At 62.5% G+C, this 19,934-nt stretch carries 18 protein-coding genes; 8 read left to right on the top strand and 10 right to left on the bottom strand.

Annotated features, from left to right (window positions below):
• The first annotated feature begins 154 nt into the window (after positions 1-154).
• On the top strand, positions 155-805 hold the full coding sequence (locus RB548_RS27920) for a GntR family transcriptional regulator (protein ID WP_331376997.1): 651 nt from the start codon (positions 155-157) through the stop codon (positions 803-805).
• A gap of 86 nt (positions 806-891) precedes the next feature.
• On the opposite strand, the gene RB548_RS27915 is transcribed toward RB548_RS27920, so the two are convergent.
• From RB548_RS27915 to RB548_RS27890, 6 genes are all read right to left on the bottom strand, one after another.
• The gene (locus tag RB548_RS27915; RefSeq protein ID WP_331376996.1) at positions 892-1,971 is read right to left on the bottom strand and encodes an ABC transporter ATP-binding protein; all 1,080 of its coding nucleotides are present in this window, start codon (positions 1,969-1,971) and stop codon (positions 892-894) included.
• Position 1,972: 1 nt separating this feature from the next.
• Positions 1,973-3,169: a glycoside hydrolase family 172 protein gene (locus tag RB548_RS27910; protein WP_331376995.1), complete on the bottom strand. Its 1,197-nt coding sequence runs from the start codon at positions 3,167-3,169 to the stop codon at positions 1,973-1,975.
• Positions 3,170-3,200: 31 nt separating this feature from the next.
• Positions 3,201-4,049 carry a carbohydrate ABC transporter permease gene (locus RB548_RS27905; RefSeq protein ID WP_331376994.1) on the bottom strand — a complete coding sequence of 283 codons (849 nt, stop codon included), beginning with the start codon at positions 4,047-4,049 and terminating at the stop codon, positions 3,201-3,203.
• Positions 4,039-4,983 (bottom strand): carbohydrate ABC transporter permease, encoded by a 945-nt coding sequence (locus tag RB548_RS27900; RefSeq protein ID WP_331376993.1) that lies wholly within the window; start codon positions 4,981-4,983, stop codon positions 4,039-4,041. Before RB548_RS27900 ends, RB548_RS27905 begins: the two co-directional genes overlap by 11 nt.
• Positions 4,984-5,040: 57 nt before the next feature.
• Complete coding sequence (locus RB548_RS27895; protein ID WP_331376992.1) at positions 5,041-6,396, bottom strand: ABC transporter substrate-binding protein; 1,356 nt, start codon at positions 6,394-6,396, stop codon at positions 5,041-5,043.
• Positions 6,397-6,457: 61 nt separating this feature from the next.
• Positions 6,458-7,462, bottom strand: a complete 1,005-nt coding sequence (locus tag RB548_RS27890; protein WP_331376991.1) for a LacI family DNA-binding transcriptional regulator — start codon at positions 7,460-7,462, stop codon at positions 6,458-6,460.
• A 269-nt stretch (positions 7,463-7,731) separates the two neighbouring features.
• Between RB548_RS27890 and RB548_RS27880 the strand changes: the two genes are divergently transcribed.
• Positions 7,732-7,902, top strand: a complete 171-nt coding sequence (locus RB548_RS27880) for a hypothetical protein (RefSeq protein ID WP_331376990.1) — start codon at positions 7,732-7,734, stop codon at positions 7,900-7,902.
• 216 nt (positions 7,903-8,118) lie between these two features.
• Here RB548_RS27880 and RB548_RS27875 read toward each other — a convergent pair whose 3' ends face one another.
• Genes RB548_RS27875 through denD form a run of 3 tightly spaced genes read right to left on the bottom strand, consistent with a single transcriptional unit; the run spans position 8,119 to position 11,794 of the window.
• A complete protein-coding gene (locus RB548_RS27875) occupies positions 8,119-9,903 on the bottom strand; it encodes an IlvD/Edd family dehydratase (protein ID WP_331376989.1) in 1,785 nt (594 codons plus the stop codon).
• Entirely contained in the window at positions 9,900-10,811 is a 912-nt protein-coding gene (locus RB548_RS27870) for an NAD(P)-dependent oxidoreductase (protein ID WP_331376988.1), read from the bottom strand. The genes RB548_RS27875 and RB548_RS27870 overlap by 4 nt, the downstream gene beginning before the upstream one ends.
• A complete protein-coding gene (gene denD, locus RB548_RS27865; RefSeq protein ID WP_331376987.1) occupies positions 10,811-11,794 on the bottom strand; it encodes a D-erythronate dehydrogenase in 984 nt (327 codons plus the stop codon). The genes RB548_RS27870 and denD overlap by 1 nt, the downstream gene beginning before the upstream one ends.
• Before the next feature lie 220 nt (positions 11,795-12,014).
• Between denD and RB548_RS27860 the strand changes: the two genes are divergently transcribed.
• The 6 genes from RB548_RS27860 to RB548_RS27835 all read left to right on the top strand — a co-directional run bounded on the left by RB548_RS27860 (position 12,015) and on the right by RB548_RS27835 (position 18,424).
• Complete coding sequence (locus tag RB548_RS27860) at positions 12,015-13,406, top strand: FAD-binding oxidoreductase (protein ID WP_408642498.1); 1,392 nt, start codon at positions 12,015-12,017, stop codon at positions 13,404-13,406.
• 43 nt (positions 13,407-13,449) lie between these two features.
• Positions 13,450-14,157, top strand: coding sequence for a FadR/GntR family transcriptional regulator (locus tag RB548_RS27855; RefSeq protein ID WP_331376985.1), 708 nt, complete (start codon positions 13,450-13,452; stop codon positions 14,155-14,157).
• Positions 14,158-14,371: 214 nt separating this feature from the next.
• On the top strand, positions 14,372-15,538 hold the full coding sequence (locus RB548_RS27850) for a fumarylacetoacetate hydrolase family protein (RefSeq protein ID WP_331376984.1): 1,167 nt from the start codon (positions 14,372-14,374) through the stop codon (positions 15,536-15,538).
• Between the two features lie 21 nt (positions 15,539-15,559).
• On the top strand, positions 15,560-16,093 hold the full coding sequence (locus RB548_RS27845; RefSeq protein WP_331376983.1) for a TRAP transporter small permease: 534 nt from the start codon (positions 15,560-15,562) through the stop codon (positions 16,091-16,093).
• On the top strand, positions 16,093-17,370 hold the full coding sequence (locus tag RB548_RS27840) for a TRAP transporter large permease (RefSeq protein WP_331376982.1): 1,278 nt from the start codon (positions 16,093-16,095) through the stop codon (positions 17,368-17,370). The genes RB548_RS27845 and RB548_RS27840 overlap by 1 nt, the downstream gene beginning before the upstream one ends.
• 49 nt (positions 17,371-17,419) lie before the next feature.
• Entirely contained in the window at positions 17,420-18,424 is a 1,005-nt protein-coding gene (locus RB548_RS27835) for a TRAP transporter substrate-binding protein (RefSeq protein WP_331376981.1), read from the top strand.
• Positions 18,425-18,724: 300 nt separating this feature from the next.
• Here RB548_RS27835 and RB548_RS27830 read toward each other — a convergent pair whose 3' ends face one another.
• Positions 18,725-19,927 (bottom strand): mandelate racemase/muconate lactonizing enzyme family protein, encoded by a 1,203-nt coding sequence (locus RB548_RS27830; protein WP_331376980.1) that lies wholly within the window; start codon positions 19,925-19,927, stop codon positions 18,725-18,727.
• Between the last annotated feature and the right edge of the window lie 7 nt (positions 19,928-19,934).

Raw genomic sequence — 19,934 nt, 5'->3', positions numbered from 1 at the left:
CGCATCGAAAAATTCCGTCATTGGCATCACCCGGAACTGCCGCCGTTCCATTCTCGGGTCGCGCAACATAGTATATAACGTGTCACACAATGTGCACGCCGTCAATGTTCGTGTATACAAGAATCGTGTTTGCGTACTCAAGAAGGGTGAGCTGATGTCGGAGAATGTCGGCCGATGGCTGCGGGACGAAATCGAAAATGCAATACTCTCCAACGAGTTCACCCCAGGAGAGCGCCTGGACGAAACGGTGCTTGCCAACCGCTTCGGTGTATCGCGGACCCCGGTCCGGGAGGCACTGATGCAGCTCAACGCCATCGGCCTCGTGGACATCCGCCCGCGGCGCGGAGCGGTCGTCATCGACCCGGGGCCGCATCGTGTCTATGAAATGTTCGAGGTCATGGCGGAACTGGAGGGACTTGCCGGATACTTGGCCGCCCGGCGGCTGGACGAGGAGGCCCGCGAAGCGGTCGCCGCGGCCCATAAACGCTGCGAAGTTTCGGCCGAGGCCGGCAACAGCGACGCCTATTACTACGACAACGAAGAATTCCATAAGGCCATCTACGCGGCGAGCCGAAGCGACTTTCTGCGGGAACAATGCACTCAGTTGCATCGGCGCCTGCGCCCCTATCGGCGACTCCAGCTACGCGTGCGCAACCGCCTGGCGACGTCCTTCTCGGAACACTGCGCCATAGTCGACGCGATCTTCGCCGGCGACGGCGAAGAGGCCCGCCGCCTCTTGCGTGCGCATGTCGGCATACAGGGCGAGAGGTTCAGCGATCTGGTCGCAAGCATGGCGGCCCGATAACTTCGACGCTGACAGGCTCGCTCGTGGTCTGTAAGTGTGCAATTTTCGACCCCGCGAAGGCCGGACCATTCCACATCATAGGCGGCTCAGGCCTTGAGGCTCCCCGTCGTCGCGTCGCCCCCGCCAAGCCGCAAGGTACTTTGGCTGTCAAAAAAGTGGACATCGGCGGAAGCGAAGGCAAGGTCGATCCGGTCGCCGGGTGCGAGGCTGACGCGCTCGCGAAGCAACATCGCCAGTTGCGTTCCGCCAAGCTCCACCAGAAGGTGCGTCTCGTCGCCGGTCGGCTCCACGATCAGCACTTTGGCAGAAGGGCCGGTGGCGCCGATTTGCAGCCTGTTGGGCCTTATTCCCCCGACGGCCGGTCCTTTATGAGCCAAAGTGCCGGCAGGAATGATGATGCCGCCGGGAGCTCGGAACGTGCCGTCGACGATCTCGCCCTTGATGAAGTTCATCGAGGGGCTGCCGATGAAGCTCGCGACGAAGAGATTGCGCGGATTATCGAAAAGCTCGAGCGGCGTCCCGATCTGCTCGACATTGCCGTCGCGCATCACGACGATGCGGTCGGCCATCGTCATCGCTTCGATCTGGTCGTGCGTCACATAGATGCTGGTGGTGCGCAGGCGTTGGTGAAGACCTTTGATCTCGGCACGCATCTGCACCCTGAGCTTCGCGTCGAGATTTGAGAGGGGTTCGTCGAACAGGAAGACTTCCGGGCGGCGGACGATCGCGCGCCCCATGGCGACGCGCTGGCGCTGGCCGCCCGACAACTGACCGGGATAGCGATCGAGCAGGCCCTCCAGGCCTAGCATGGTAGCCGCTTCGCCGACTTTCTTCTTCTGCTCGTCCCTGGGAAGCCGGGCGAGGCGAAGCGCGAAGGCCATGTTCTCGGCAACGGTCATGTGTGGGTAGAGCGCATAGTTCTGAAAGACCATCGATATGTTGCGGTCCTTCGGAGCGACCTCGTTGACGATATCTCCTCCGATCGCGACCGCTCCGTCGGAGATTTCCTCAAGGCCCGCGATCATGCGCAGAAGCGTGGATTTGCCGCAGCCCGAGGGGCCCACCAGCGCAACGAATTCACCGTCGGCGATCTCGGCCGAGACACCATGGACGACTTCCAGCGCGCCATAGCGCTTGACCACATCCCTAATTTCCACGCTGGCCATCTTAGCCTCCTGCTTTCTTCATTGCCGCTTCCATATTATGGAACGGGCGGCGATAGGTCGGCGCCCGGTCCGCGACGTCGGGGAACTTGCCGAAGGGCTTGTGCGGCTCTGCCTGGTACCAGAAGGCGACGGAGGAGATGTCGTCGGCGCGGCGATTGGCGTGACCATGTTCGATCGTCACCCGAATGCTCTTCTGGAAGATCGCCGGGTCTTCGATGTGCCAGCGGTAGAGCGTCACCGGCTCGGTCCAGTTGGGGCCGCCGGCCGCGATGATACCGTGGTAGGGCGCGCTATAGTCCTGCGTCGGGCACCAGGCGGTGTTGAAATAGTCTTCCGTGCCCGTGCCATGCAGGGTCGGCGGCCAGGCGTCATTGGCGCCTGGTTCAGACTCCAGGCGCGATTCGATCAGAGCCGCCTTTGGACCGATGCGCGGATCGGGCTTGCGAACCGTGTCCGGCACCGACAACCCCTGTTCGCCGTCGATGAAGATCATGTCGTCGCCTTCGCCGTACCAATCCCAGATTTCGGAGCGACGGCGCGAATAGACGCTGTAGAGGACGCCGACGTAATGACCGCGTCCTTCCGCTTCGAGGATCGTGTAGTTCTGCCGGCCGTCGACGTTCTCGCCGCCGAAAAGGAACTGTTCGTTGGTCAGCCCGACTTCGCTCATGCCCTGCGGCCGGGCTTGGCGGTACTGGGCGTGGAAACGGCCCATGTCCTCCTCGAGGACGTCGTGAAGCTCGAGGTCGATGTAGTAGTAGAAGAGAAGATCGTGTTCCGCCTCGTTGCTGACCGTGAACTTCATGTGCGAGCCGAAGGGCATCGGGAGGTAGCAGTTGAAGGCCTTGCCGTCCTCGGGGCTCGCCTGCATCGGCAGGCTGGCATAGTTGGCGGTGCGGGCGTGGCCCATGCCGAAGAAGTCGCCAATGGGCGCCTCGACGCTCGGTTCCTTCTCTCCGTCCCAATAGGCTCTGAGAACGACCTTGCGCAGGAAATCCTCGCTCTCGCATGCGAGCGTCGCCCAGATATGGGTGATGATGCCGGCGCCGTCGTATTCGCCAATCACAACCGTCTTTCCGGGTTCGATATGCAGCCTGTCGTCATTGCCGCCGGTGCGGTCGTAGCTGGAGAAGCGGCGCGTTTTTGCATTGCGCAGCTTCGCGAGACCGCGAAGGGGCGAGAGGCCGGCGTTGATCATTCGAATTGCTCCTGTGTAGTGCGCTCGCGGCTCACTTAAGTCCGCTGGTCTTGAGAGAATCCATGATCTGCCTCTGGAAGATCACGAAGAGGATGAGTGTCGGGATGGCGACGATCGTTGAGGCGGCCATCATGTAGTTCCAAGATGCGGAATACTGGCTCTTGAAGTTCGCAATCCCGAGCTGGACGACCCAGAGATTGGGGTCCGAGGTGATGGTGAGCGGCCAGAGGAAGGGATTCCAGTTGGCCAGGAAGAACAGGATCGCCAGTGCCGACATGATGGGGCGGCTGAGCGGAAGGATGACGCTCCAGTAGATGCGCCAGTAGCCCGCACCGTCGATGCGCGCGGCCTCTTCGATCTCCTTCGGCAGCGACAGATAGTACTGTCTGAGAAGGAAGATGCCAAAGGCATTGAAAATCGCCGGGATGATCAGCCCCGCGTAGGAGTTGAGCATGCCCATCGCTTTGACGATGACGAACAGTGGCACGATGATGACAGGCAGCGAGACGAGGAATGTCGAGAAGATCGAGAGAAACATCACCTCGCGGCCGGGAAATCTCAGTCGCGCCAGTGCATAGCCGGCCATGGTGTGGAAGAAGAGCGCCACGATCGTCACCGTCGCCGACACGAGGAAGCTGTTGGCCATGTAGCGGAGGAATGGAACGCCGGTCAGCACATAGACGAAATTGTCGAGGGTCGGCGATTGCGGGATGAGGTTCGATGAGAACGACTCCGCCGCCGGCTTGAAGCCAATCGACACCATCCAGAGGAGCGGGAAGAGTGTCATGAAGGCGAGGACGGCCGTCACCAACATCCAGAGGCCACGCACCAGAGTGACCTGAGACCGGGAGAAATAGGGCTGGGGGCGCTTACTGCTCATGATGGAAACGTCCTCCCCGTGTCAGGGCAAAGAACACCGCCGTCACGATCATGAGCGCCACGACCAGGATGGAGGCCATGGCCGCCGCGTAGCCGAACGCGCCGAAGCCGAAGGCCTGCTGGTAGATGTAGACGATCAGCACCGACGTGGCGTTGGCGGGCCCGCCCTTGGTCATGACGTAGATGATGTCGAAGGCCTGCGCCCCCGCAACGGCCGCAACCATCGACACCATGATCACGAAGAAGCTCGTGGGCTTGAGAAGCGGCAGGGTGATGAACCGGAAGCGGGCGATGGGACCTGCGCCGTCGATCATCGCTGCTTCGTAATATTGGCGGGGAATGTCCTGCAGACCGCCCAGGAAGATGAGCATGTAGAATCCCATCAGGAACCAGACGCTCACCAAAACGATAGTGATGAGCGCGAAGTTGGGATCGCCCAGAAAAGAGAAACCGCCGATATCGAGTGCGGCGGTCAGCTTGCTGATCACGCCGATCTTGTCGACCACCATGAATTGCCAGACGAGCGCAACGACGACGAGGCTGACCATATGCGGTGCGAAGAACATCGAACGCATGACGGCGTTGAAGCGGTCGGTGCGCTGGACGAGAAGGGCAAGGCCCAGCCCGCATACGTAGAGCAGCGGGACCAGCATGACGGCGTAGAGGGCGGTTACCCTCGCGCCCTTCCAGAACAGCGGGTCGTTCCACATGCGCAGGTAATTCTTCGCCCCGACGAAGGAGTAGCCGCCGAAACCGTTCACCTCGAAGACGCTGAGCACGAGGGACAAGGCCATCGGCACGCCGAGAAAAACGAATAGCCCCAGCGCGTCGGGCAACACGAACAGATAGCCCGCGATCCACTCGCGGTGTTTGGCAGAAAGGCGGGTCCGGCCGGCGTGTCTGCGCCGCGCGGCCGTTTCGGCAATCGTTGTCATGACGTCATGTCCAGCTTGCTGAGGCGGCCACATCGGATGCGGCCGCCGGTTCGGCCGTCAAAGGATCGGCGCGCCTTGATAGCTCGAAAGGAATGCGTCGAGTTGCTGAGACGCGGCCGTCGCCGTGGCTTGCGGATCGGCGCCGCCCAGTTGCGTCTGCTGGATCGCGTCGGAAATGATCTTGTAGACCTCCGGCGGCACGCGCGGCTCCGCCCGGGTTCCGGGATGGATCTCCTCGGCGAACTTGCCGATCATACCCGTCGAGAAGGCCCCGCCGCCAGCCTTCAGCGCGCTGTTGCGCGGCGGCATGTCGGATTTCCCCTTGGTGCACCAGGTGGCGACCCTGTCGATCGAGCCCTGATCCATGGAGGCGAGGGCCCAGGCGCAGAACTCGCCTGCCGCATCGGAATTGCGGCCATTGGCATTGGCGACGAATGCCCATCCGCCACCGACGGTCACATATTTGCCGTTCGGCGGCGTGGGCAGCGGAAAGGTGCCATACTGGAAATCCTTTGCATTGCTCTGAAGCTGCGAAATGCCCCAGATGCCGACGTTCTGCATGGCGACATAGCCGGATGCGAGGTTGGCGATGGTGTCATGTCCGCCCGCTCCCATGATCTGGCGAGGCGCCACGCCGCTGTTGATCGCATCCTGCCAGAATTTGAGCGCCTGCACCGTTGCCGGCGAATCGAAGCTGCTCTTGCCCTCCGGCGTCTGGAAGTCACCGCCGCCCTGCCAGAGGAAGGGATACCATGTGAAGTTCTGGTAGTATCCCGGCTGGGTCTCGAACATCACCCCGAAGCGCTCGGGTGTCGTGAGCTTCTTCGCGACCTCTAGCAACTCCTCCCACGTCTTGGGAACGTCGTTCTCGTTGAGGCCGGCCTCCTCGAAGGCCTTGACCGAATAGTACATGGCCATCGGCTCGACTTCCATCGGGATGCCGAAGATCTTGCCGTCCACCATGCGGTTGGCAATGACGCTTTCGGGAAAGTCCGCCTTGGCGGCGGCGTCGATGAAGGGGGTCAGATCCTTGAGGACGCCGCCATTGTAGTAGCGCAGGAAGTCGCCTGGCGAGATGATGAATATGTCGGGACCTTCGCCGGAGGCAAAGGCTGTGGCCAGTTTGGGACCGCTGATATACTCGGAGTTCGGAATGAACTCGAGTTCAATCTTCTGCGGATGGCTGTCGTTCCAATCCGCGACTGTCTTCTCGAACCACGCTACCTGGCTCGGCACCGGTCCGCCGGGCGCGTAGAACTGCCAGAATTTCAGCGGCGTTTCCTGTGCCCGCACCGCCAGGCGGTTGATGTAGGGAAACCCGCCGAGACCGACGATGCCGCCGGCAACCGCCGCACCGCCCTTCAGCAGGCCGCGACGCGTCAGTGTTGGAAAAGCCTTCTTATTGTCACTCATTACTTCCTCCCGGTTTTTGCTGGTAACGCCCCCGGCTCCTCTTCCGGGGGGCGGCTCCCCCTCACGCCGTATCGAAAGCGTGAAGGATGCAGGGGACCACCTCCGAGCGAGGCGGCCCTGAATACTCGCCCGACAGCCGCTCGAGCAGCATGGCGGTTGCTCGATGGGCAAGCAGCGAAGGGGTGTTGCCGACACGCGCGATCCGCGGCCGCACATACTCGAGCTGTGGCTGATCGCCGAAAACGGCAATCGCAATGTCTTTGGGAATGCGAATGCCACGGTCATGGAGTTCGGCGATCGCGCCCGCCGCCATGAGATAATTGCCGAAGAAAATGACTGAAGGCAGGCGGTCGCCATGGGTCTCCAGCAGCCAGCCCACCGCTTCCCGTCCCGACGGGCTGAGATAGGTGCCTTCACGCCGGAGTTCGGCGATCGGTTCCACCCCGTGATCGCGCAGTCCCTGTTCGAAGCCAGTCGCCCTTGCCATGGCCTCGGCAAAGAAGGAGGGGCCCGTAACATGCGCGACGCGCTTGTGGCCTGTCTTGGCGAGGTAAGCGCCCATTTGGTAGCCGCCGCCGAAATCATCGATCTTAACGCTGTCGACCGCCGCATTTGGCAGGTCGCCGATGAAGACGGTTGGAATGTCGATGTCGATCAACGCGTCGTGCATGCCATGCAGGGCAAAGTCGCCGGCGATCAATCCGTCGATCCGGCGGTTGCGTATGTGTCTCAGGTATTGGCGGCTATGCTCCTGCGAGTGACCGCCGGGAACGTCGGTGTTGAAGATCAGAAGATCCAGCCCCGTCGCCTCGAGATCGGATTGCGCCGCTTTCACGAGTTCCGGATAGAAAGGATTGCAGATATCCGGGATCAGCATTGCCACCAGGTTGGTCCGCCCCGTGCGCAGGCTCTGGGCCTGAGGGTTCGGCACGTAACCCAGCTCGGCTATGGCCGCTTCTACCCTTCGACGCATTTCGGCCGACACACGGTCCGCGTGGTTCAACACGTGCGAGACCGTGGTCAGAGATACGCCAGCTCGTTTTGCAACCTTGGCAATCGTTGTCATGCACATTGAATAAGCGATTACAAATCGTTTTGCAAATCGTTTTGCAAAACGATTTGCAAAATCAAGAGAGGCGGGGAGGGGTGATCTGCAATCGGAGCGCCGCTACAGCTACATTGAGGCTTACGCCCAGTCCAAGCTGGCGATGTTGATGTTCACCTTTGAGCTGCAGCGACGCCGGCGGCCGGGGAGCTGTTAGGCACGCCCATCCCGGCTTTGCACGCACGGATCTCCAGAGCTCGGGGCCACAGTTGGGGCGGTAAAGCCCATCGATGCTGGAGCGTCTGAAGAAACTCATCGAGCCGCTCATTCTGTCGGGCGCCTTGACCCATCCGCGGCCCGAAGGAAGCTTCTATCGGTTCACCTATGGTCCGCGGGCGCTGATCCGAGGCGCTCGCGTGAGAATACATGACCGTTTCGCCTTGTCGCCGCCGCAAGCCTGACATTCCATATTTGAGGATTTAGGTCCTCCGATCTCTCCGACGTCCCCGCACGCAAGTCACCTTGCCTCCTGTGCGCAAGGCTCCTCCTCGGGCATTGAAGATTCCGGACGCGCCCTTGCCTCGCACAATGGCTCCCGAAGCCGGATGGGGTGTCCGCCGGGGCAGATCAAACAGGTGATCGCACGGGGCGGTTTGCCCCGGGCGATCGCCGGATCGTCAGTGATTGTGCCGCGGCGGCGTCCTGGAGATCTGGCGGAACGCGTCCGCCTCCCTGATCGTCGCGCCGTCGGCGAGCTGGGTTACGGTCTGGCGGTAGATCATCTGCCAGGGAGTGGCGTCACGCGGTACCTTGGGAATACCCTCCGCCTTGCGGCGCTCGATCTCGGCATCGTCCACCAACATGTCGCAGAGGCCGTCGTTGAAGTCGATGCGGATGGTGTCGCCGGTGCGTACCCAGGCAAGGCCGCCACCGGCCGCGCTTTCGGGCGAGGCGTTCAGGATCGACGGGCTGTCGGCCGTGCCGGACTGGCGGCCGTCGCCGATCGTCGGAAGGCTCATGATGCCGCGCTTCAGCAGGTGATCCGGCGGCTGCATGTTGACCACTTCGGCCGAGCCAGGCCAGCCCTTGGGACCGGCGCCGCGAATCACCAGGATGCAGTTCTCGTCGATGTCGAGCGAGGGGTCGTTGATCCGCTTGTGGTAGTCCTCGGACCCGTCGAACACGATGGCGCGACCCTCGAACACGCCCTCACGCCCCGGCTCCTGCAGGTAGCGCTGGCGGAAGCTGTCGGAAACGACGCTCATCTTCATGATGGCGAAATCGAAGAGATTACCCTTGAGGACGAGGAAGCCGGCGCGCTCGCGCAGCGGCTCGGCAAAAGGCCTGATCACGTCGCGGTCGCCGGATTCGCGGCCTTCGAGGTTTTCTGCCACGGTCTTGCCGGTCACCGTCGGACAGCCGCCGTCGATCTTGCCGGCCATGAGCAGTTCCCACATGATGGCGGGCACACCGCCGGCACGGTGGAAACGTTCGCCGAGATAGGCACCTGCCGGCTGGACATTGGCGAGCAGGGGTATGTCGTAGCCATGAACCTGCCAATCGTCCGGGTTGAGCGTCACTCCCGCGTGCTTGGCCATTGCCATCAGGTGCGGCTGGGCATTGGTCGAGCCGCCGATGGCCGAGTTGACCTTGATCGCGTTCAGGAATGCCTCGCGCGTCAGGATGTCGGACGGCTTGATGTCTTCCAGTACGAGCTCAACGGCGCGGCGACCGGTCCGATAGGCCATCTGGCCGCGTTCGCGGTAGGCTGCCGGGATGGCCGCACAGCCGGTCAGCGACATGCCGAGCGCTTCGGCCATAGCGTTCATCGTCGACGCCGTGCCCATGGTGTTGCAATGGCCGACCGAGGGAGCCGAATCGAGGGCCGCTTCGAGGAACTGCTCGCGGGTGATTTCGCCGGCGGCATACTTGCGGCGCGAACGCCAGATCACCGTGCCGGAGCCGACGAGATCGCCGTCGTTCCAGCCGTCGAGCATCGGTCCGCCGGAGAAGACGATCGCCGGAATGTCGACAGTCGAGGCGGCCATCAGCGCCGACGGGGTGGTCTTGTCGCAGCCGGTGGTCAGGATCACGCCGTCGAGCGGATAGCCGTAAAGGATTTCGACCAGTCCGAGATAGGCGAGGTTGCGGTCGAGCGCCGCCGTCGGCCTCTTGCAGTTCTCGAACAGCGGATGGGTCGGGAACTCGATCGGGATGCCGCCCGCATCGCGGATGCCGTCGCGCAGGCGCTTTGCCAGCTCCAGATGGTGGCGGTTGCAGGGGTTGAGGTCGCTGCCCGACTGGGCGATTCCGATGATCGGCTTGCCGGACCGCAGCTCTTCCGGTGTGGTGCCGTAGTTCATGAAGCGCTCCAGGTAGAGCGCGGTCAGGTCCAGGTGCTCGGGGTTATCGAACCAGTCCTGCGAGCGCAGCCGCCGGGTGGCCTTCTTGTCGTCGGTCATTGATCTTCCTTCCGTTCGCTCCCATTGAGCTTCTCCAGATGCAACAGAAGCGCGCTGTGATCCTTTTCGCCACCGCCATCGGTGACGAAGTCGCGAAATTCGCTCCGAACCATGGCCGTCAACGGCAATTCCAGTCCCAGGAGATCGGCCATGGCGGCGACCGCATCCAGGTCCTTCAGTTGCAGCCGAGAGGGACCGCCGGGGACGAAGGTGCGATTCACCATGCGGGCGCCGTGCAGGTCAAGAATCCGGCTCTCGGCGAAGCCGCCGCGAATGGCGTCGCGGAACCTGCCGCGATCCGCACCGCCGGCTTCCACAAGGATCATCGCCTCGGCAACCGCTCCGATCGTGATGGCCACGATCTGCTGGTTGGCCAGCTTGCAGATCTGGCCGGCGCCGGCGGGGCCGACGTGCGTGACGCGGCCAAGCGCGGCAAAGACGTCCGTAAGGTCGGCGATAACCTCGGCCTCGCCGCCGGCCATGATGGCGAGTGTCCCGGCTTCGGCGCCGACGACGCCGCCGGAGACCGGGGCGTCGACGTGGGCGACGTCGAGCTCAGCGAGGCGGGCGGCGTGATCGCGGGCGATCGGCGCGGCGATCGACGAGGAATCGACGACGATCGCGCCGACCTTCAGGACTTCGGCGACGCCGGCTTCGAACAGGACCTGGCCGACCGCGTTTCCGTCGCTCAGCATGGTGAAGACGATGTCCGCATCACGTGCAGCGTCGGCGGCCGTCGCTGCGAGGCTTGCACCGGCGGTCGCCAGTGCTTCGGCTTTGGAGGCGTCACGGTTCCAGACGGTGACGGGAAAACCTGCCTTCAGCAGGCGGCGCGCCATCGGCGCGCCCATGAGCCCGGTGCCGAGAAAGGCAATGCGCCGGGACGCATTCGCTTTGTCCGCGGTCATCAGAGCCTGCCACCCAGTTCGTCCTCGATATGGACCTTGATAATCTCGTCGAAGGATTTTTCGGCGGTGAAGCCGAGTTCGATGGCGCGTTTGGCTTCGAAACCGGGCGCCCAGCCGGCGCACATACGCATGATCATCTCGTCGGGCTCGCGACGGATGAGCGACACGGCCTTCTCGCCGGCGACGCGGCGCAGAGCCGCGATCTGTTCGCCGACGGTGGCGCTGAGGCCCGGCATGGAAAGGTTGCGGCGCGGGCCGACCTTTTCGACGCCGATGGTCGCGCCGTGGATCAGGAAGCCGACGGCCGAGCGCGGCGAGGCATGCCAGTGGCGGATGTCCTCGGAGACCGGAAGCACGGCTTCCTGGCCGACTAGCGGCTCGCGCAGGATATTGGAGAAGAAGCCGGAGGCAGCCTTGTTCGGCTTGCCCGGACGGATGCAGATGGTCGGAAGGCGGATGCCGATGCCGTCGAAGAAGCCGCGGCGCGAATAGTCCGACAGCAGGAGTTCGCAGATGGCCTTCTGGGTGCCGTAGCTGGTCAGCGGCGTGGTGTGGAACTCGTCCGGGATCGGATAGGGCAGGGGGGCGCCGAAAACGGCGATCGACGAGGTGAAGACGACGCGCGGCTTGTAGCCGTCCTGGCCGTGGGCGATGCGGATCGCGTCGAACAGGTAACGGGTGCCGTCGAGGTTGATTCGGTAGCCCTTGTCGAAGTCGAGTTCGGCTTCGCCCGATACGATGGCGGCGAGATGGAAGATCACGTCCGGCCGGCCGGCGACCAGGCGCTCGGCTTCGCCGGCAGACGAAAGGTCGGCGGTTTCAAGGACGGTTTTCCCGGTGAAATCCGCCGGCGCTTCCGGGGTGACGACGTCGACCAGGGTCATCGCGTCGATGGCGCGACCGTCGAGGTTTCCGTCCTTTGCAAGACGTGCCGCGAGCTTGCGACCCACCATGCCGGCGGCGCCGATGATCAGAATGTGCATGTGATTACCTCCTCCATGCTTTCGTTCCCACCTTTCGACGAAGATGCGAACCGTTCAGCCGAAAAAAGACATTGTAAGGTTGTCTGATAACCTTATATGATGCGTTTGGAAACAGAATAGTTGGCATCCCGCACAGGTCGTCACGGTTTCGGCTGGGGCCCTGGAACGCCGCGGGGAGGGACACGTGAGCGTGAGCATCCAGTCATATCAGCAGAAATTCGTGGACGCCCTCGGGGCAGACCTGGTTCTCCTCGGGGAAGAGGTGGAGCGCTATTGTCGTGACTGGCACGGTGATTTGACCACCGGAGCGATCGCGGTCCTTCGTCCGCGCACCACCGATGACGTCTCGAAGGCGGTGCGCGTTTGCGCCGAACTCGGCGTTGCGATCGTGCCGCAGGGCGGCAACACCGGCCTGGTGCTGGGTGCCACGCCGGATGCGCCGGAAAGCCAGGTGGTGCTCAGCCTCGAGCGCATGAATGCCATCCGCCGGATTGACGCCGACGATTTTTCGGCCGTCGTCGAGGCGGGCGCTATCCTGTCCGAATTCAAGGACAAGGTCGAGGAAGCTGGAATGTTCTTCCCGCTCGCGCTCGGTGCGCAGGGATCCTGCCGAATCGGCGGCAATGTCTCCACCAATGCCGGCGGTATCAATGTCCTGCGCTACGGGATGACGCGCGAACTGGTGCTGGGGCTGGAAGTCGTTCTGCCCGACGGTTCGATTTTCGACGGGTTGTCGACGCTGCGCAAGGACAATCGCGGCATTGATCTGAAGCAGTTGTTCATCGGGGCCGAAGGTACGCTCGGGATCATCACGGCCGTCGCGGTGAAGCTTATGCCGATGCCGGATCAGGTGGCCACCGCCCTTCTGGGATTGAATGCGCTCGACGACGTGATTGCGCTCTACCGCCGCGCCCGTCGCGACTGCTGCGACCTTCTGTCGGCCTTCGAGTTCATGCCGCCGCTCGCCTTCACACTGGCGCGCGAGGCGATGCCGGACCTCGCCATGCCGATGTCGGGCGACTACCCGGCCTATGCGCTGCTCGAAATCTCGGGCTCGGGGCTGGTCGACGTGTCGGATCTGATGGAACGTTTCCTTGAAGGTGTCATGGGCGACGGTCTCGTGGTCGACGGGGTGGTCGCCACGTCCAAGGCGCAGTCGCGCAATCTCTGGCTTTTCCGCGAGGGCATGAACGAGGGGCAGGCCAAGCGCGGTCCGCACTTGCGCACCGACGTTTCCGTTCCGCTGTCGCGGCTGGCCGATTTCGTGCGCGATGCGCAGAAGGCCGTCTACGACGCGCTTCCGGAATGCGTCTGCGTCTCCTACGGCCATGTCGGCGACGGCAACGTGCACCTGAACGTGCTGCCGCCGGGTGACCTGCCGCGTAGTGAGATCGATGCGCGGATCTACAAGGCCAAGAAGGTCATCAACGAAGTGCTCGACGGCTATCACGGCTCGATCAGTGCCGAGCATGGCATCGGTCGCTTGAAGAAGTCCGACTTCGACACGCGTCTGTCCGAGGTTCGGCGCAAGCTGCTGACCGCGACGAAGACGGCGATCGATCCGGATCTTCGGATGAATCCCGGTTGCCAATTGAGTTTCGCGAGGGATTGAGAGACAACCCTCACGTGACGCGGAGGAGGCGGGCGTAAAGACGATGGAATTCGGACATATCAGGCGAAGCGAACATCTGCCGGCGCGCATCGCCGGTCAGATTGCGCGCGACATCACCGAAGGACGGATGCGTCCCGGCGAAAAGCTCCCGACCGAGCACTTTCTGGCCAAGGCGCTGGGCGTGAGCCGGTCCGTGGTGCGCGAGGCGATTGCGCAGCTGCGCAACGAAGGACTGGTCGAGACGCGCCAGGGTGTCGGTGCCTTCGTCACCGAGCCTCACGCCCGGCCGATTCGCATCGAACAGGATGACCTAGCCGACCGCCAAAGTTTCCGCGATCTCTTTCAGTTGCGTGTGCCGCTGGAAATCGAGGCTGCGGGCCTGGCCGCGCTGCACCATACGGCCGACGATCTTGCGCGTATCGACGAGACGCTCGCCAGCATGAGCGGCGCGGAAAAGTGGACGGCGGAAGGCATCGTCGCCGACCTTGCGTTTCACCGCGCGGTCGCTGCCGCCACCGGAAACGAATACTTCTCGGTCTTCATCGGGTTCATCGCGGAGCGCATCAGCCTGGCGATCAATGTGGCGCGCGCGGCCGCGGTTCTCGAGGAGATCGTCGAAGTGACGATCGAGGAGCACGTCGCCTTGCGCGACGCCATTGCCAGCCGGGATCCGAAGCGGGCGAGGGAGGCGATGAAGATGCACCTGTTGGGGGCGGCGAAGCGGCTCGACCTGACGCTCGATCCTATTTGAGGTCGCGTTTGATTAAACTCGAGGCCGGGATCGTCGAGGGTCCGCGGATGGTGGTGAGAACCACAATCATGTTGGCTTTTTGAACAAGCCCTCATTTGCACGCTGGACAGTGCGATGGAGTCCGACTAAAACGATACAGAAGTGTTGTCAGACATCCTGACAATAAGGCAAGGCGGCGGGAGGTCGCTGCCTGGGAGACATTCGAAAAGGGGGGATGCACTTGGTTTCCAAGCATTCACTTTCCGCGGCCGCAGTTTTGCCGGAAGACGCAGCGCAGGCCGTTCTGGTTGGGCGTGTGTGGTCGACGGCTGTCGATGGCCCTTGCCCGGTACTGGTGCGCGATGGACGCGTGCTCGACCTGACGACCATCGCCACCACCGTTTCCTTCCTGTTCGAGCAGGATGGGCTGGTCGACAGGCTGAAATCCGCGACCGCTCTTGCCGATCTCGGCTCTCTCGACGATTTCCTCTCCGGGAAGGCCGGCGAACTTCTGGCGCCGATCGACCTTCAGTCGATCAAGGCGGCCGGCGTCACCTTCGCCGACAGCATGCTCGAACGCGTGATCGAGGAGCAGGCCAAGGGCGATTCCTCCCGGGCACTCGAAATCCGCGAACGGCTGGCGCCAGTGCTCGGCGACAGCTTGCGCGGTCTCGTGGCCGGTTCGGAGCAGGCGGCGAAGGTCAAGGCGCTGTTGCAGGACATGAACCTCTGGTCGCAGTACCTCGAAGTCGGAATCGGCCCCGACGCCGAGATCTTCACCAAGTCGCAGCCCATGTCATCCGTCGGCTGTGGCGACACGGTCGGCATTCATCCGATCTCGCAGTGGAACAATCCCGAGCCGGAAGTTGTGCTCGCAGTTCGTTCTGACGGTACGATCCTCGGCGCTACACTCGGCAACGACGTAAACCTTCGTGACGTCGAAGGCCGTTCTGCCCTGCTGCTCGGCAAGGCGAAGGACAACAATGCGTCCTGCTCGATCGGCCCGTTCATTCGCCTGTTCGACGAGCGCTTCACGATCGACGACCTGCGCAAGGTTCGCGTCTCGCTGCTGGTCAAGGGCGAGGACGGTTTCGAGATGACCGGCGAAAGCCCGATGGAAGCGATCAGCCGCAGCCCGGAAAACCTCGTGTCGCAACTGCGCAACCGCAATCACCAGTATCCGGACGGCGCGGTGCTGTTCCTCGGCACCATGTTCGCACCGGTGAAGGATCGCCGTGGCGTCGGACAGGGCTTCACGCACGAAGTGGGCGACCGGGTGGAAATATCGACGCCGAGGCTCGGGCGTCTGGTGAACTGGGTTGATCGCTGCAATGCCTGCCCGGAATGGACCTTCGGGGTCGGCGCCCTCATGCGAAACCTCGCCAAGCGCGGCCTCTTGTAATTTTCGCACGGGGAGGACCGAGTGCAGAAGGCAATTGATCTATTTTACAGGGTTCTCGAGATCCTGCTGATCGTCCTTATGTCAGGAATGGCGATCATGGTTTTCGTGAACGTTGTCATGCGTTACGCGATGAATTCCGGCCTTACGGTGTCGGACGAGCTTGCGCGTTATTTCTTCGTCTGGGTAACCTTCATCGGCGCCGTCGTGACGTTCCGCGAACACGGGCACCTGGGCGTCGAAACGCTGGTCGCGGTTCTCGGCCGCAAGGGGCGTATCGTCTGCATGATCCTGAGCAACCTGGTGATCATCGGCTGTTCGGCAATCTTCTTCTGGGGCACCTGGAAGCAGTTGCCGATCAACTGGAGCATGAAGGCGCCCGTGACTGGTCTGTCGATGGGCTTCGTCTACGGCATCGGCTTCTTTACCGGCGCCGGCTGTGTGGTCATTGCGCTTGAACGTCTTGTTCGTCTCCTTACCGGTCGCGTGACCCAGGAAGAAATCGAGGCTTTCGCCGGCGAAAACCTCACGCTCGAACAGATGGCGGAGCGTAGCTGATGACCCTTTTCGTTTTTGTTGGTTCCCTGCTGGGAGCCATGGCGATCGGGGTGCCGGTTGCATTTTCGCTGATGTTCTGCGGCGTCGTGCTCATGTGGTACATGGGTATGTTCAACACCCAGATCATCGCCCAGAACATGATCGCGGGGGCTGACACCTTCACCTTGCTCGCCATTCCCTTCTTCATTCTGGCGGGCGAGTTGATGAACGCCGGCGGCCTTTCACGTCGTATCATCGATTTCGCCATCGCCTGCGTGGGCCACATTCGTGGCGGTCTCGGCATCGTGGCGATCGTCGCCGCGCTGATCATGGCCAGCATTTCCGGCTCCGCGGCCGCGGACACCGCCGCGCTCGCCGCCATCCTTATCCCGATGATGGCCAAGGCGGGCTACAATGTCCCGCGTTCGGCCGGCCTCATCGCCGCCGGCGGCATCATCGCCCCGGTCATTCCGCCGTCCATGGCCTTCATCGTCTTCGGCGTCGCCGCCAACGTTTCGATTACGCAGCTCTTCATGGCAGGCATCGTTCCCGGCCTCATGATGGGCTTTGCATTGATCGCCACCTGGCTGATGGTGGTGCGCAAGGACAAGGTCGAGGCGCTTCCGCGCGCGTCGATGAAGGAACGCGTCCGGATAACCGGGCGGGCACTCTGGGCGCTCGGGATGCCGGTCATCATTCTCGGCGGCATCAAGGCGGGTATGGTCACCCCCACGGAAGCGGCCGTCGTCGCCGCGGCTTACGCTCTCTTCGTCGGCCTGTTCATTTACCGTGAGCTGACGTGGAAAGAGCTTCCGCGCGTGATCCTGCAGGCGGCGAAGACGACGTCCGTGATCATGTTCCTGGTGTGCGCCGCGCTGGTTTCCGCGTGGTTGATCACCGCCGCGAACATTCCGGCCGAGATCACCGGCTTCATCGAACCGCTGATCGACCGTCCGATCCTGCTGATGTTCGTTATCATGATCCTGGTCCTGATCGTCGGTACCGCCCTGGATCTGACGCCGACGATCCTGATCCTGACGCCGGTACTCATGCCGATTATCAAGCAGGCGGGCATCGACCCGGTCTACTTCGGCGTCCTGTTCATCATGAACAACTGCATCGGTCTTCTGACCCCGCCGGTCGGCGTCGTTCTCAACGTCGTCAGCGGCGTCGGCCGTATCCCGCTCGGAAAGGTCACGGCGGGTGTGTGGCCGTTCCTTGTTGCGCAGGCGATCGTGCTCTTTCTCCTGGTCCTGTTCCCGGACTTGGTCATCGTCCCGGCGCGCTGGCTGCACTGACAGCCCGCACGTCCAACCTTCTCACTCAGCAATCCATTGGGAGGATAATATGAGAAAACTGCTTCTGACCACCACGGCCATCGCATTGGCTTGCACCATGTCGGCACCGGCATTCGCCGAATTCAACGACCGCAACATCCGCGTGTCTAACGGCATCAACGCCGACCACCCGGTCGGCAACGGTATCGAGGCCATGCAGAAGTGCCTGGACGAAAAGTCCGGCGGCAAACTCAAACTGACCGCCTTCTGGGGCGGCGCGCTCGGCGGCGACCTGCAGGCAACCCAGGCGCTCCGTTCGGGCGTTCAGGAGGCCGTCGTCACCTCGTCGTCTCCGCTCGTCGGCATCGAGCCGGCTCTCGGCGTCTTCGACCTGCCGTTCCTCTTCTCCAACGCCGAGGAAGCCTACAAGGTTCTCGACGGCGACTTCGGCGAGAGGATGAACAAGAAGCTCGAAGCCGTTGGCCTCGTTAACCTCGCTTACTGGGAAAACGGATTCCGTAACCTGTCCAACTCGGTGCGTCCGGTCACCAAGTGGGAAGACTTCGAGGGCATGAAGGTTCGCGTCATGCAGAACAACGTCTTCCTCGACACCTTCCAGAACCTCGGCGCCAACGCTACTCCGATGGCCTTCGGCGAAGTCTTCTCGGCTCTGGAAACCAAGACGATCGACGCCCAGGAAAACCCCTATGTGACGATCGACACCTCGAAGTTCTTCGAAGTGCAGAAATACGTCACCGAGACCAACCACGCCTACACGCCGTTCCTCTTCCTCTTCTCCAAGGCGATCTTCGACACCTACACGCCCGATGAACAGGCGGCTCTGCGCGAGTGCGCTACCGTCGGTCGTGATGTCGAGCGCCAGGTTATCGGCGACCTGAACAAGAAGTCGCTCGAGAAGATCAAGGCGGCTGGCCTGGAAGTGAACGCCCTCTCTCCGGAAGAGCAGGCTCGCATCCGCGAGAAGTCGATGGTTGTTTACCAAAAGCACATGGACGAGATCGGTGCTGACGTCGTGGACGCAGTCCTTGCCGAACTCGCCGAGATCCGCAAGTAGTCTCCCTACTGCACGTTTCCTTAAATCGTAGCCGATTTAAGGATTTGAAACATGCGGCAATTCAAAGTGCTACAGCGTCCTTTGCGCGTCTGATAAGACGCGCGGCGCTGTAGTGGCAGTCCTTAGTGACCGCGCCATAAAATAAGCCCGCAGCGGTCTCCGCTGCGGGCTTATTTTATGTTGCGCGTATCGAGAAGGCTGTCCCGCATGAAGGCCGGCGCCGAGGAGGCTTGGCGCCGGCTTTGGCGTGCCCAAGGGCCGGCGCCGTCGTCCTTTTTTCTCCCTAGGCCGTCACGTCAATCAGATCGCTGAGGCGTCGGACATGCGGCGGCTGACCGTGAATGTCCTCTCGATGTCGGGATGAAGCTCCATGCCAAGCCCCGGGCCCGGGGGGACCGTGATCATCCCGTTCTTCACCTCCGGCAGCGCGGTCACAAGGTCGCGATACCAGGTGTTGTAGAAGGCGCGCACGCTTTCCTGGACCAGCGCATTGGGTGCATTGAGCGACAGATGGGTCGAGGCGCAGAGCACCACCGGGCCGGTGCAATCATGGGGGGCGACGGGCAGGTGCCAGGCTTCGGCCATCGACGCGATCTTGCGGGCTTCCGAGAGCCCGCCGCACCAGGATATGTCGAGCATGACGATGCCGGCCGCGCCGCTTTCGAGGTAGTCGCGGAAACCCCACCGGGTAGCGAGCGTTTCGGAGGCCGAGATCGGGGCCGGGGAGACTTCGGCATAGCGCTTCAGGCTCGAAAGGCTGTCCATCTTGATCGGATCTTCATGCCAGAAGGTGTTGAAGGGAGCGAGCGCCTTGGCCATCTGCATGGCCGGCAGCAACTGCCACGTGGAGTGAAACTCGACCATGATGTCCATCCTGTCGCCAACGGCAGCGCGGATCTTTTCGAAGGGAACGAGCGCCTGCTTTAGGTCGGGAACCGAGATATACTGGCCGCGCGTCTTTTCGGCGGCCGCGTCGAACGGCCAAATCTTCATGGCGGTGATGCCGTCTTCGAGCAGCGAGAGCGCCAGTTCGTCGGCGCGGTGCAGGAAACCGTTCAGGTCGTCATAGTCCTTGCCAGTCGAAAGGCCATAGTTGGAGGTCGTCTGGCCGGTCGCCTTCTTGATGTATTCGGTGCCGGCGCACGTGTTATAGGTACGGATCTCGCGGCGCGTGAACCCGCCGAGGAGCTGGGCGATCGGCTGCCCCGTCGCCTTCCCGAAAATGTCCCAGAGCGCGATGTCGAAGGCGGAGTTGCCGCGCACTTCTGCGCCGGAGGAACGGAAACCGACATAGCCGACGAGGTCGGCCGCGAGGCGGTCGATCTCCAGCGGATCACGGCCGATGACCCGCGGCGCGATGTATTCGTGGATGTAGGCTTCGACGGTCTCCGCGCCGAAGAAGGTTTCCCCGAGGCCGGTTATGCCTTCGTCGGTGTGCACGAGCAGCCAGAGGAGATTGGCGCGCTCAGCGACGCGCACGGTTTCGAGACCTGTGATTTTCATGGGAACT

Origin of the sequence: Sinorhizobium chiapasense (assembly GCF_036488675.1) — a bacterium.
Classification (GTDB): domain Bacteria; phylum Pseudomonadota; class Alphaproteobacteria; order Rhizobiales; family Rhizobiaceae; genus Sinorhizobium; species Sinorhizobium chiapasense.
Note: the sequence above shows the minus strand (reverse complement) of the source record. Positions and strands in the feature narration are given on the sequence as shown.